5 protein-coding genes are annotated in these 15,590 nt (G+C 35.1%); 4 read left to right on the top strand and 1 reads right to left on the bottom strand.

All coding sequences use genetic code 11. The features are described 5' to 3' along the window. The first annotated feature begins 399 nt into the window (after positions 1 to 399). Together ABEY15_RS05725 and ABEY15_RS05720 are read left to right on the top strand one after the other, a co-directional pair. Positions 400 to 1,638, top strand: coding sequence for a hypothetical protein (locus tag ABEY15_RS05725; RefSeq protein ID WP_429889029.1), 1,239 nt, complete (start codon positions 400 to 402; stop codon positions 1,636 to 1,638). A 153-nt stretch (positions 1,639 to 1,791) separates the two neighbouring features. After that, entirely contained in the window at positions 1,792 to 5,952 is a 4,161-nt protein-coding gene (locus tag ABEY15_RS05720) for a S8 family serine peptidase (RefSeq protein ID WP_429889028.1), read from the top strand. A 107-nt stretch (positions 5,953 to 6,059) separates the two neighbouring features. Here ABEY15_RS05720 and ABEY15_RS05715 read toward each other — a convergent pair whose 3' ends face one another. After that, positions 6,060 to 6,284 carry a hypothetical protein gene (locus ABEY15_RS05715; RefSeq protein ID WP_429889026.1) on the bottom strand — a complete coding sequence of 75 codons (225 nt, stop codon included), beginning with the start codon at positions 6,282 to 6,284 and terminating at the stop codon, positions 6,060 to 6,062. A 374-nt stretch (positions 6,285 to 6,658) separates the two neighbouring features. On the opposite strand from ABEY15_RS05715, the gene ABEY15_RS05710 reads away from it, so the two are divergent. Both ABEY15_RS05710 and ABEY15_RS05705 read left to right on the top strand, forming a co-directional pair. Continuing rightward, entirely contained in the window at positions 6,659 to 10,822 is a 4,164-nt protein-coding gene (locus tag ABEY15_RS05710; protein ID WP_429889024.1) for a S8 family serine peptidase, read from the top strand. Positions 10,823 to 11,011: 189 nt separating this feature from the next. Beyond that, positions 11,012 to 15,184: a S8 family serine peptidase gene (locus ABEY15_RS05705; protein WP_429889023.1), complete on the top strand. Its 4,173-nt coding sequence runs from the start codon at positions 11,012 to 11,014 to the stop codon at positions 15,182 to 15,184. Positions 15,185 to 15,590: the final 406 nt, after the last annotated feature.

The raw sequence follows: 15,590 nt of genomic DNA, 5'->3' as shown, positions 1-15,590 counted from the left end.
AGTTAATATTTTCTGAATTTTAGAATAAAGGTTTGGAATTATGTTTAATTTAACTTGAAATTATGTTTGGTTTTTTATTCTATAATAATTTTTTAATTTTATCATCTTTAAAACGATCTAATCCACTAATTCATAATTTAGTCAGTTTATGTGGACAAGAAATAGTGGAGTGGGTATGTACTGGAAGAAAGATCGCTTATCGGTGTTTCGACAAGATTAAAAATAGAGATAAACTACAAAATCTTCACTTTGCTGGTTAAGACAACATCTTAGTACTACAAAAAATTTTGATCGCAATAAACTATAAATCAAGATGCTGTAAACCAACTTAAGAAATGGTTTATAGCATTTTTGTATTTTTAGTAAGTACAAATAAATAAATCTTGGGTGGGGTGCAATATGAATGATTTTTTAATTTATGAATTTACAAAGCTAATGAAGAGAAATAATTGGAATCTTAAAGAGTTAGCGATCGAATCAGAAATACATTATAGCGATATGAGTAGAATATTTAATAATAAAAAAGTACTATCTCTACACTATTTGGATGAAATCACAAAAACGTTTGAATTACCTAAAGGTGCATTTTATAAGGAATATGTAAAACTATGTTTTAACGAAAGAAATCTTTTAGATAAAAGAAGAAGCGATGCTTTTATCTATGAGTGTGCAAAATATGGCTTTGAATCCGAATTATCTTATATTTTATCAGTAATGATAGAAGAAAATTCTAGAGCAATTCGAACTAAATATTTTCAAAGCTTATTTTCAATTGCAGAAAAATTATTTTTAGAAGGGTATGAAAAAGAATCATTACCTCTGTATGAAATCATTATCGAACACATGCCTAATACAGCGACTGAAGAAGTGGCGATCAGTTATTTTCGAAAGTTTTATATGACTCGTCTAACAAACGACGGGACTTTAGATTTAATTCGAGTATTAGAATATATTTCCTATATGCCACCAGAATATCAAGAGCTAACAATTTTATGGATTACAGCCACTTATTATATGTTAAAACAATGGGATGACGTTTTACATTATGCGAAACGATTAGAAAAAACGGCAAAAATAAAAGATCATGTAGGTCGTGCTTTAATGTACCAAGCATTTGCTTTAACTAGATTAGGTAGCAATATAGAGGAAGTTTTGAGCTTGATTGAGAGATATGAAAAAATAAATGATTATTATGCAGATATTGCTGTTGGAAATCGATATGTCGCATATATTGATTTTGGTGACTTACATGTAGTTGATTCATATTACGATTGGCTCCAAAACCGCGATGATTTTTATGTTGGGGTTCCAAGAATTATAGAAAGCTATGTTAAGTTAGGAAGATTGGATGAGGCGACAAAGTTTATCGAAAAGTACCAAAATCAAATCATTAAGATGAAGGACTCTTCTAATTTATATATTCAGCATCTTTATTTAGACTATTGCTATGCACATGGATTGTTAAAATGTGAAACGAATAAATTAAATGAAGGTTTGGATGACTTATTAAACGTAGCTTTAAAGGTGAAAAAAGCAGAGATCCATGAGAGATTTCAAAAATGCTTGTTAACTGTCTGGCATTATCGAGATTTTTTAAATAAAGAATTAGAAGGTAAATATATTCAGATTCTAAGTTAAGTAGAAACGTATAACGAACAATGTTCTGAATTGTCGAAAAAAATAGAAAAATTTAGATGAGTTGATAAATTTTGTCAAAATATCGAAACTGTAAACTCTCCGTATAATCAGTTTTGTGGTGCAATACAAAGACAAGAGGAGAGAAAAAGCAGGATGAATCGGTTTATCAAAGGTACAGCTATTTTAACGTTAAGTACTGGCGTATTATTCAATGCATTTCCAGTACATCATCAGCCAATTGTAAAAGCTGCGGCTCAATCATCGATTGAAGAAGTTCTATCAAAGCTAACACCTGAACAACGCGAAGCTTTAACGAAATTAGATGCTACTAGTCAAGAAGGATTACAACTACCTTCTTCAGTAGATTTACAAAGTACAAAAAATCTATCAGTCATTGTCGAATTGAAAGACAGGCCTGCAAAAGTGGCCGTGATTGAAGAAGCTGCAAATGGCAACAGTTTATCTCTTGCAGATGCAAAGCAAAAAGCAGAAGATGCTCAAGAAGCATTTAAAGATGATCTGCAAACGATTTATAAAGATGATATAAAGACAAATAAGAATCTTTATAAAATAAAACGAACATACAAAAACACATTAAATGGTGTGGCAATCGATTTACCAGCAAATAAAGTAAAGTCTCTATTACAATCGAAAGCTGTAAAAGCAGTTTGGCCAAATGATGTCGTTCAAGTTGAGCCACCGAAAGCGACTGAAGCTGCCGGGGGTTCTACTACGAAAATGGAAACAGAAGTGTTCCCAGGGGTTAGTAAATTACATGCTGAAGGCTTCACTGGAAAAGGAGTAAAAGTAGGGGTAATCGATACAGGGATTGATTATAATCACCCAGATTTAACAGATGCCTACAAAGGTTATCGTGCGCAGGCCGGAGTCGATCCAAAAACAATTGATCCAAGTTCAGTTAAAGGATGGGACTTTGTTAATAATGATGCAGACCCAATGGAAACAACGTATGATGATTGGAAAAAATCACCATATGCAGAAAAGGATCCTTTAACAGGATCAACTTACTATACAGAACACGGAACGCACGTATCAGGTATAATTGCAGGTCGTGGAAAGAATAATACAGATTACGCTGTAACCGGTGTTGCACCAGAAGCAGATTTATATGTCTATAAAGTATTAGGAAATTATGGTTCTGGGACAACTGCAAATGTATTAGCAGGTATTGATAAGTCTGTAGCTGATGGTATGGATGTTATTAACTTATCGCTTGGTGCTAGTATAAATGATCCAGAGAATGTTGAAAGTATGGCAGTTAATAATGCAGTCCTTTCTGGTGTAACGGCAGTTGCAGCAGCTGGGAACGCTGGCGATGGCGTGTATTCATTAGGTGCACCAGGTGCGGCGGCTTTAGCGATTACTGTTGGTGCGAACGATACGAAAACAACGATTGAAACTTCAAAAGGTACGCTACATGGAATGTCTAATGTAACAGCTGATCTGAAATTATTAGGTAAAGGCCTTAGTGACAAAGTAGATAGCTTGAAAGGTCAAAATGTACCAGTTGTTTTAGTACCGAGTTCAGGTGCAGATAGTGATTATAAAAATATTGATGTGAATGGTAAGATTGCGATTGTAAACCGAGGTGTAACTACACTTGATGATAAAATTAAAAAGGCAAAAAATCACGGTGCAGTAGCAGTTATTCTTGTTAATAATGTGAAAGGTGAAGGCTATATTCCATCTTATTTAGGTGCGGGTTATGGATTTATTCCAACATTCTCAATGTCGTATGAACAAGGATCTGCTCTTACTTCCAACCTAGGTGCCAGCTCAACTTTCTCATTTGATGAAATCGGACAATTAACGGATCCGGGGAATAAATTAGCGTCGTTCAGTTCACGTGGACCTGCTCGTATTACGTATGATATTAAGCCAGAAGTTACAGCACCTGGTGTTGCGGTATTCTCAACTGTACCATCATACATGCATGGCGCAGATCAAATTGGTAAATATGATTATGCTTACGATAATTTATCAGGTACTTCGATGGCTACTCCTAACGTAGCAGGTGTTGCTGCGTTATTGAAACAAGCAAATCCAAATATAACACCAGCTCAAATTAAAGAAACGCTAATGAACACAGCGGATCCACTAAATGGAAATTATAGTGTGTTTGAATCAGGTGCTGGACAAGTTGATCCTTACGAAGCAATTCATTCTAAAACTAGAGTCGAAGTAGTGGATGAAACTAAAGGAGCATATGATAAACAAGGAAATCTTAAAACGGTGAAAGATTTAACAGGTGCACTTGCATTTGGGGTGTTCGCTCCAGCTGGCAAGAATATTAGCGATCAACGCACACTAAATATCTATAACAATAGTAGTCAAGCAAAAACATATGATGTGACAGTTTCATTCCAAAAAGATCGTCGAGGTTCATTGGATGCTGACGATAATGGCGTAATGGTAGTGACTGATAAATCAATTAAAGTTGGTGCAAATTCGAAAAAGAAATCGACTGTCGCAATTACGGTTCCAAAATCAGCGAAATTAGGAATTTATGAAGGATTTGTAACATACACAAATCACGATAACCCAGAAGAAACATTCCAAGTTCCATTTGCAATTAAAACAGTGGAAGAAGGATTTAGCTCAGTAACAATGACACCTCAAGCATTTACACAAGTATTTGATTCGGCTTATGGAGGTCAATTAATTTATACAAGTGCTAATATTACGCTAAAATCACATATGCGTACAATTGATGTCATTCTTGAAGATGGTAAAACAGGTCAGGAGTTAGGCTATGTTGGTACAATTGATGGTTTAAGAATAGATGAATATAAATTAGCTACAGTTAGTAGTACGTTTAAAGGCCTGTATTACAAATCGACAGGTGATGATGAACAACCATTTGCGTATAATCCTGATTTAGCAAAGCCAGGTTATTACAAGCTGAAATTTGTTGGAACAAATGATGCTGGAAAAACATTCACTCAAGTAGCACCAATTTACTTTGATAACACAGCTCCAATAATGACTATAAGCAGTCCAGATGTTGTTGAATATAAGAATGGAGAAACAAATGTCACAATAACTGGATCGGTTTACGATAAAGAAACAGAAGAAATGCAAAAGCTTGGTATGGACGTTAATCAAGGAAGTACAAAGGTTTATTACCAAGATTATTTAGGTGGTAGAGCAACGGCAGTACCTGTAAATCCTGATGGTACATTTACAGCGACAATTCCAACAGTATCAAATAGACCGATGGAATTAAATTTCTATGCGATTGATGCAGCTTCAAACAAAACATTTAAAGAAGGTAGAGATATCTTTGTTACTCGTGATGACGTAGCATATGGTTATATGAATCCTGAAAAACGTACGGCAAAAATGGGCGAGACAGCACATGCCACTTTAATGTTGAATAAAGCAAGTGATGTAAAGCAAGTAGTTTATAAGTTTAACCATGATACAAGTGTAGCTACAATAAATGTGACACCTGATCCGAGTGTAGCAGATAAAGTAGATATTAGTGTTACTGATACATGGCTTTCAGGAACACAATATAAAGCAACGGTAACTATCACGACAAAAGATGGAGTTACTCCTTTATCAGGAAATTTAAAACTTGCAGATGTAGCGTTTAAAGTGAGCAATGTCTATACTGCTGCTGCTGTATTATGGCAAGCGTATTTAAGCACTTCAGTAACAGATAGTAAAAATACAACAAATAGTGTGGTGAGTGGAAATCCAGCAATCTATCCAGAACCAACTACTTCATTACTTCGTGGTGCTAATCTTTCAGAAGCATTCTTAGCTCCAGATGGTGGTCCACTTGGTGGGGTTGATTATGCAAAAGCTGGAGTTAAGGTAAAAGCAACAAGTGAAAATGGAAAAGTATATGAAGGAGCAACTGTGTCTGGTGGTACTGGCTTTAAAGTACCAAATTTATCTTTAACGGATGAACACTTCGAACTTGAATTTAATATACCTGGACATTTTACAGTGCATAAAGATTTTACAATCGGATTCCATGATGAAAATGGTAAAGTGACATATCAAAACCTTTACCTATTTAATATGAAACCAGCAATCGCAGGAGATGTTAATAAAGATGATGTCATTGACGTAAAGGATGCCCTTTACTTACAAACTTATTGGAAAACAAATAAACGTGATGCAGATATCAACTTTGATGGTGTAGTAAATGAAAAAGATATGGCTTATGTAGAGGAAAACTACTTAATGCAAAATCCTACGATTAACTATGCACCAGCACCTTTAAAGAAATACAAATCACAAACTTTAGAAACTGTTAAGAGTGCATTAGGAATTAAATAAACTAGAATCATTTTTTGAAAAGAAAACAAAAAACAAGATTAAATGAGCGAAGGCTTCCTCGATTAGAACGAGGAATATGCCTTCGCTTTTTTAGTCGTTTCATCTTATTAATAAAGTGGTTGTGAGCCGTGACAAGGTGGAAATCCATTAACATCTTGAATCGTATGAAAATCATATTGTTTCAGGGAAAACTGTGACTGATACATATATTCAATAACAAGTAACTTGGAACCGGATGTTCCACATAATACCCCTGATGTACCTTGCCCATTTGTAAATGATATTCCAACAGGTTGCCCCACTAAGTATCTAATTTTTTGATGCCATGGCATTTTCATCACTCCTTTAAACTAGTTATATTAATTTGAATTAAAGATGTGCCTGTTTCATTAATTGTTATTAGATGGATAGGTGACTAAAAATTACAGTGTTAATTAATAGTGGATGTTAATATTTTTTTGAAAAAGCACTTTGCGATCTATAAATAATTCTACTTAATTAAATATCTACAAGAATATTAAAGTTTCATAAGATATTTGATGAAAAATTAATAATAGATAAGAAAAAAGTTACTATTTGTATTATTTTGTCGAATAAAAACTGTAAAAAAATGAAAATTGATAGATTTTGTCAAAATGTCGATAGCGTAAACTTTCCGTATAATCGGAATAGAAAGAAAAAAGATTAATTGGGGGAGAAAAGCAGCATGAAACGTATAATCAAAAGTACCGCAGTATTGACATTAAGTACTGGTGTTTTATTCAATGCATTTCCGGTAACGCAGCATCAGCCAATCGTTAAGGCTGCGTCACAAGCTTCTATTGAAGAAGTACTTTCAAAACTTACTTCTGAACAACGCGAAGCTTTAAAGAAAATAGAGGTTACTAGTCAAGAAGGATTACAGTTACCATCTTCAGTAGACTTACAGAGCTCTAAAAATTTATCAGTTATTGTTGAATTGAAAGAAAAACCTGCTAAAGTAGCTGTAATCGAAGAAGCTGTGAATGGAAACAGTCTATCTCTTGATGATGCAAAACAAAAAGCAGCTGATGCACAAGAAACATTTAAAAACGATTTACAAACAATTTATAAGGATGATTTAAAGTCAAATAAAAATCTTTATAAAATCAAAAGAACATACAAAAATACGTTAAATGGTGTGGCAATTGACTTACCAGCGAATAAAGTAAAATCATTATTACAATCGAAAGCAGTAAAAGCAGTTTGGCCAAATAATGTGATCAAAATTGAGCCAGAAAAAGTTTCGGAAAGCGCTCAAGGTTCTGCAGCAAAACTGGAAACAGAAGTATTCCCTGGAGTAAGTAAATTACACGCTGAAGGATTCACTGGAAAAGGCGTTAAAGTTGGGGTTATTGATACAGGAATTGACTATAATCACCCTGATTTAACAGATGCCTATAAAGGATATCGTGCACAAGACGGTGTTGATCCAAAAACAATTAATCCAAGTTCTGTAAAAGGTTGGGACTTTGTCGATAATGATGCAGATCCAATGGAAACAACGTATGATGATTGGAAAAAAACAAAATTAGCTGAAGTAGATAGCTTAACAGGTTCAACATTTTACACAGAGCATGGTACACATGTATCTGGAATTATTGCAGGACAAGGTAAAAATAATACAGATTATGCTGTAACGGGTGTTGCACCGGATGCTGATTTATATGTATACCGTGTATTAGGAAGATATGGATCTGGTGAAACAGAAGCAGTTTTAGGTGGTATTGATAAGGCGATATCTGATGGGATGGATGTTATCAATTTATCACTTGGATCGAACATTAATGATCCAGAAAATATTGAGAGTCTTGCGTTAAATAATGCGGTACTTTCTGGTGTAACGGCTGTAGTATCAGCAGGTAACTCAGGTAGTGGTATGGATACTTTAGGATCACCTGGAGCATCAGCGTTAGCGATTACAGTTGGTGCAAATGATACAAAGACTGTCATTGAAACATCAAAAGGTACTTTACATGGAACAGTTGATGTAACTGCTGATTTAAAATTATTTGGAAAAGGCTTTGCCGATAATGTTGCAAGCTTAAAGGGCAAAAATCTGCCAATCGTTTTAGTGCCAGGAGTTGGTACTGATACAAATTATAAAAATATTGATGTAAAAGGTAAGATTGCGTTAGTTAATCGTGGTGATATCTCACTTGATCAGAAAATAAAATATGCTTCAAAATATGGTGCAGCAGCAGTAATTCTGATTGATAATGTACCTGGAGAAGGATTTGTTCCATCATACTTAGGCAAGGGATATGGTTTTGTACCGGCATTCTCTGTGTCATATGAGCAAGGGGCAGCATTAGTAGCAAAACTTGGTACAGGTACTCCAACATTCTCATTTGATGAAATCGGTCAAGTAACGGATGAAGGAAGTAAGTTAGCGGCATTCAGTTCTCGTGGACCTTCTCGTATTAATTATGATATTAAGCCAGAAATAACAGCACCAGGTGTGGCAGTATTCTCAACTGTACCTTCTTATATGCATGGTGCGGATCAAATTGGAAAATATGACTACGCTTATGAGAATTTATCAGGTACATCAATGGCTTCACCGAACGTAGCGGGTGTTGCAGCATTATTAAAACAAGCAGATCCAAACTTAACACCAGCTCAAATTAAAGAAACTTTAATGAATACTGCAGATCCACTAAATGGAGATTATAGTGTATTTGAATCTGGTGCAGGACAAGTTGATCCTAATGAAGCAATCCATTCAACCACTAGAATTGAAGTAGTGGATGAAACAAAAGGAACATACGATAAAAAAGGTAATTTATCAACGGTAAAAGATTTAACTGGTGCACTTTCATTTGGTTCTCATGCGCCAGAAGGAAAAAATATTAGCGATCAACGTACACTGAACATCTATAACAATAGTAATCAAGCAAAAACATATGATGTGACTGTTTCCTTCCAAAAGGATCGTAGAGGTTCTTTAGATGCTGATGATAATGGTGTCATGATTGTGACCGACAAGTCAATTAAAGTTGGTGCGAATTCGAAAAAGAAATCAACTGTGGCAATTACAGTACCAAAATCAGCAAAAATAGGCATTTACGAAGGATTTGTAACATATACAAATCATGCGAATCCAGACGAAACATTCCAAGTTCCTTTCGGTATTAAAACGGTGGAAGAAGGAATAAACCCAGTAACGATGAGTCCACAAGCATTTACACAAGTGTTTGATGCGGCTTATCCGGGGCAATTAGTTTATACAAACGCGAGATTTAGTCTGAAATCAAACCTAAGCACAATTGATGTGATCCTAGAAGATGGGAAAACAGGAGAAGAATTAGGTTATGTAGGTACGTTAGACGGTCTGAGAATGAAGGAAAATGTTGATTTATCAGCGAGAGTATTTGATGGATATTATTACAAACCGACTGGTAATGATGAGCACCCATTTGCATTTGATACTGATCTAGCAAAACCAGGCTATTATAAGATCAAGTTAGTTGGGAAAAATGATAATGGAAAAACATTTACGCAGGAAGCACCGTTCTACTTTGATAATTCGGCACCAAAAATGACAATTAACAGTCCGGATGTTATTGAATACAAAAATGGTCAAACAAGTGTAACAATAACTGGTTCAGTTTACGATAAAGAAACAGAAGAAATGCAAAAACTAGGTATGAACGTTAATCAAGGAAGTACAACAGTTTATTATCAAGATTATTTAGGTGGAAGAGCAGTATCGGTTCCAGTAAATCCAGATGGAACATTTACAGCAACAATTCCAACTGTTTCAACAAGACCGATGGAACTTGTATTCTATGCAATGGATGTGGCATCAAACAAAACATTTAGAGAAGGTAGAGAGATTTTTGTTACGCGCGACGATGCAACGTATGGGTATATGAACCCTGAAAAACGTACAGCAAAAATGGGCGAAACAGCGAATGCCACTTTATCGTTAAATAAAGCAAGTAATGTAAAACAAGTTACTTATACTTTCCAATACAATAAAAATGTTGCAACTATGGATGTTAGATTAGATCCAAGTGTAGCTGATAAAGTAGATTTAAATGTGAAAGATACATTATTGGCTGGTACTACTTATGGAGCGACAGTAACAGTAACGACAAAAGATGGAGTTGCTCCTTTATCAGGTGATTTAAAACTAGCAAATGTAGCGTTTAAAATGAGTAATACGTATTCTGCAGCTGCTGTTTTATTCCCAACGAATTTGTATAATGTTACAGTTACGGATACAAATGGCACAACAAAAACTGTTCCAAGTTCAAATCCATCGATCTACTATATGGAACAAACTACATCTTTACTTGACACAGGATTAATGGCAGAACCATTCTTAGCTCCAGATGGTGGTTTACTTGGTGGATTTGATTATTCAAAATTAGGGGCAAAAGTAACAGCGACAGATTCAAACGGTAAAGTGTACGAAGGAGTTACAAAATCATCAGGTACTGTTCAAGTTCCAAATTTACCATTAAGTGATGACAAGTATGATTTTGAATTAAATATCCCAGGACATTATACAATACACAAAGACTTTTCAATCGGATTCCATGATGAAAATGGAAAAGTGACTGCTCAGCATCTATTCTTAAGATTAAATACAGCAATCGCTGGTGATGTAAATAAAGATGATGTCATCGACATAAAGGACGCACTTTACTTACAAACTTACTGGGACACAAATAAACGTGATGCAGATATTAATTTTGATGGTGTAGTCGATGCAAAGGATATGGCGTTTGTTGAGGAAAATTACTTAACACAAAATCCTACAAGCAACAATGCTCCAACACCTATAAAGAAATACCAATCACAAACTTTAGAAACTGTTAAGAGTGCATTAGGCATTAAATAAAGTCATTATTAAAAATCCCCTTTCCTCAAAAATTTTGAGGAAAGGGGATTTTTTTACGTTCCATAAAGAAAAGATTAATCGACTTTATTTGTCGAATGATTTCCGTAAATTGATAAAAAATGTCAAAAACTAAATATTGTAAACTTTCCGTATAATCATATTTGTAAGGATAAACAGGGGGGAGAAAGAGTGAATCGTTTAATTAAAGGTACAGCAATTTTAACGTTGAGTACTGGTGTATTATTTAATGCATTTCCAGTACTGCAACATCAGCCAATCGTAAAGGCTACGGCACAGTCTTCGATTGAAGAGGTGCTATCAAAGCTTACAACTGAACAACGTGAAGCTTTAAAGAAATTAGAAGCTACTAGCCAAGAAGGATTACAATTACCTTCTTCAGTAGACTTACAAAGTTCAAAAAATCTTTCGGTAATTGTCGAATTGAAAGACAAGCCTGCAAAAGTAGCTGTGATTGAAGAAGCTGCGAATGGCAATAGTCTATCTCTTGCTGATGCGAAACAAAATGCAGACGATGCGCAAGAAACATTTAAAACTGATTTAAAAACGATTTATAAAGATGATTTAAAACAGAATAAAAATCTTTATAAAATTAAACGAACGTACCAAAATACGTTAAATGGTGTAGCGATCGACCTACCAGCTAATAAAGTAAAATCTTTATTACAATCGAAAGCAGTAAAAGCTGTTTGGCCAAATAATAAAATTCAAGTTGAACCGCCAAAAGCGACTGAAGTAGCGCAAAATTCTACTACGAAAATGGAAACAGAAGTGTTCCCAGGCGTTAGCAAATTACACGCAGAAGGCTTTACTGGAAAAGGAATTAAAGTAGGGGTAATTGATACAGGAATCGATTATAATCATCCAGATTTAACAGATGCTTATAAAGGGTATCGTGCTCAAACTGGAGTTGATCCGAAATCAATTGATCCAAGTTCAGTAAAAGGTTGGGACTTTGTAGACAATGATGCAGACCCAATGGAAACAACATATGATGATTGGAAGAAATCAGGATATGCAGAAAAAGATCCGCTTACTGGGACAACTTACTATACAGAACATGGAACACATGTATCTGGAATTATTGCAGGACGTGGCAAAAATAATACGGATTACGCAGTAACAGGAGTTGCACCAGATGCAGATTTATACGTATATCGTGTATTAGGAACATATGGTTCTGGAACAACTGAAGCTGTATTAGGTGGAATTGATAAGTCAGTAGCTGACGGTATGGATGTTATCAACTTATCACTTGGTGCTAGCACAAATGATCCAGAAAATCTTGAAAGCCTTGCGGTCAATAATGCGGTTCTTTCAGGTGTAACTGCAGTTGTATCAGCGGGGAATTCTGGTAATGGAATGTATACATTAGGTGCTCCAGGAGCAGCAGCATTAGCGATTACAGTTGGTGCAAATGATACGAAAACAGTGATTGATACATCTAAAGGTACTATGCATGGAACCTCCGAAGTAGCTGCTGATTTAAAATTACTAGGTAAAGGCTTTGGCGATAAAATTGAGAACTTAAAAGGTCAAAACCTACCAATCGTATTAGTACCGAATGTAGGTGCAGATACTGATTATAATAATATCAATGTGAACGGAAAGATTGCACTAGTAAAACGAGGAACAACTGCGCTGATTGATAAAATTACAATAGCGAAAAAACATGGTGCAGTAGCAGTCATCATGGTCGATAATGTACCAGGTGAAGGATTTATACCATCATATTTAGGTGCAAGCTATGGATTAATTCCTGCTTTCTCAATGTCATTTGAACAAGGTAATGATTTAATCGCAAAACTTGGCACAAGTTCAACATTCTCATTTGATGAGGTAGGACAAGTAACGGATGCTGGGAATAAATTAGCGTCATTTAGTTCACGTGGACCGGCTCGTATTACTTATGATATTAAACCAGAAGTAACAGCACCAGGTGTGGCTGTATTCTCAACTGTGCCATCTTACGTGCACGGTGCGGATCAAATCGGTAAATATGAGTATGCTTATGAAAACTTATCTGGTACATCAATGGCTTCACCGAATGTAGCGGGTGTTGCAGCATTATTAAAACAAGCAAATCCTAACATAACGCCTTCTGAAATTAAAGAAACGTTAATGAACACGGCGGATCCACTAAATGGAGATTACAGTGTATTTGAAACAGGTGCTGGACAAGTCGATCCATATGAAGCGATTCATTCTAAAACTAGAATCGAAGTAATGGATGAAACAAAAGGAGCCATAGATAAAAAAGGAAATCTTACTACAGTGAAAGATTTAACTGGTGCACTTGCATTTGGCGTAGTCGCTCCAGCTGGAAAGAATGTAAGTGATCAGCGCTCATTAAACATCTATAACAATAGCAATCAAGCAAAAACATATGATGTGAAAGTTTCATACCAAACAGATCGTCGAGGTTCATTAGATGCTGACGATAATGGTGTAATGATTGTGACTGACAAGTCCATCAAAGTTGGTGCTAATTCGAAAAAGAAATCAACTGTCGCAATTACTGTTCCTAAATCAGCAAAATTAGGAATCTATGAAGGATTTGTAACGTATACAAATCATGATAATCCAGAAGAAACATTCCAATTGCCATTTGCCATTAAAACAGTGGAAGAAGGAATGAATCCAGTAACGATGAGTCCACAAGCGTTTACTCAAGTATTTGATTATGCTTATCCAGGTCAATTAGTCTATTCAAATGCTAGTATTAATTTAAAGTCTCACATGCGTACAATTGATGTCATTCTTGAAGACGGTAAAACAGGACAAGAGTTAGGATATATTGGTACACTTGATGGACTAGGAATGAACGAAAATATCACATATTCAGTAAGTAATACATTTAATGGTGTATATTACAAAACAACTGGTGATGATGAGCATCCATTTGCGTATAATCCTGATTTAGCAAAACCAGGATACTATAAGCTTAAATTTGTTGGTACAAATGATGCAGGAAGAACATTCTCACAAGAGGCACCAATTTATTTTGATAACACTGCACCAAAAATAACGATTAACAGTCCGGATGTTTTAGAGTATAAAAATGGTCAAACGAGCGTGACCATCACAGGCTCAGTTTATGATAAAGACACAGAAGAAATGCAAAAGCTTGGTATGAACTATAACCAAGGTAGTACAAAAGTTTATTATCAAGATTATTTAGGAGGAAGAGCTGTAGCGATACCTGTAAATTCTGATGGTACTTTTACAGCGACGATTCCAACAAATGCAACAAGAGCAATGGAAATTGGATTCTATGCGATCGATGCGGCAACAAATAAAACATTTAAAGAAGGTAGAGAAATCTTTGTCACACGTGATGATGTAACATATGGCTATATGAATCCTGAAAAACGTACGGCAAATCCGGGCGAAACTGCTCATACTACGCTAATGTTAAATAAAGCAAAGGATGTCAAACAAGTAGTTTATTCGTTTTATCACGAAGCGACTGCAGCATCCATGAATATTACTCTAGACCCAAGTATAGCGGATAAAGTCGATATGACTGTGTCAGATAAACCGGCTATTGCGGGTGTTACCACTTATTTAACGACAGTTACAATCAAGACAAAAGATGGACTTACTCCATTATCAGGTGATTTAAAACTTGCGGATGCGGCGTTTAAATTGAGTAATGATTATACTGTAGTTTCTGTAGTGTCAGCGGCTCATATTAGTACCGCAGTTACAGATAGCAATAATACAACAACGAATGTTGTGAGTGGAAATCCTAACATCTATTATGGGGCCCCAACTAGTTCATTACTTCGTGGTAGAAATTTTGCAGAAGCATTTCTAGATCCAGCAGGTAGTCCACTAGGAGGAACATCGTTTGATTATTCAAAAGCTGGAATTAAAGTCAAAGCAACAAGTTCAAACGGAACTGTGTATGATGGAGTAGTTCCTTCTAAGGCCTCTACGTTTAATATGCAATTGCCATTGACGGATGATCAGTACGAACTTGAATTTAATGTGCCTGGGCATTTTACAGTGCATAAAGATTTTACAATTGGATTCCATGAAGCAGGAAAAGTGACAAATCAAAACCTTTCATTATATGGAGTAAATCCAGCAATCGCAGGAGATGTTAACAAAGACGATGTGATTGACGTAATGGACGCACTTTACTTACAAACATACTGGGGAACAAATAAACGTGAAGCAGATATTAACTTTGATGGTGTAGTAGATGCAAAAGATCTAGCATTTGTAGAGAAAAACTACTTAATGCAAAATCCAACAGTTAAAGATGCTCCAACACCTAAAAAGAAAGATAAATCACAAACTTTAGAAATTGTTAAGAGTGCATTAGGAATTAATTAATCGATACAGAAGAATTAAGCCTCCCTATTGAATAGACTCCGGTATGATACCGGAGTCTATTTTTAAATTAGAGGATATACTACTTATATTTAATTAAATACTAGAAAGAAAGTTTACTAAATTGTAAAATCATACGTTGATTAAATTTTTACTATACTTGCTTTCTCTAACTTCATAAAAAAGGAATAGGAATAAAACTAGTTTTTAAATTCTAGAAGATTAATAATTAGTAATGGGAGGAGATTGGAAACATTTGTTAATTTTTGTCGATAAATATAGATTAAAATGACAGAATTTTGCGAAATATAGAAATAATCAATTTTCCATATAATCAAATTAGGATAGGAAATGACCACAAAGGGAAGAGTTCACAAAGCGATCTATAACTATTTAGCTGTGGAAAGAT

It is taken from the genome of Gottfriedia acidiceleris, from assembly GCF_050457485.1.
GTDB classification, from domain to species: domain Bacteria; phylum Bacillota; class Bacilli; order Bacillales; family Bacillaceae_G; genus Gottfriedia; species Gottfriedia acidiceleris_D.
Note: the sequence above shows the minus strand (reverse complement) of the source record. Positions and strands in the feature narration are given on the sequence as shown.

Coding starts and splice junctions, on each gene's coding strand:
- ABEY15_RS05725 (WP_429889029.1), top strand. CDS start 400: ATGAATGATTTTTTAATTTATGAATTTACAAAGCTAATGAAGAGAAAT.
- ABEY15_RS05720 (WP_429889028.1), top strand. CDS start 1,792: ATGAATCGGTTTATCAAAGGTACAGCTATTTTAACGTTAAGTACTGGC.
- ABEY15_RS05715 (WP_429889026.1), bottom strand. CDS start 6,284: ATGCCATGGCATCAAAAAATTAGATACTTAGTGGGGCAACCTGTTGGA.
- ABEY15_RS05710 (WP_429889024.1), top strand. CDS start 6,659: ATGAAACGTATAATCAAAAGTACCGCAGTATTGACATTAAGTACTGGT.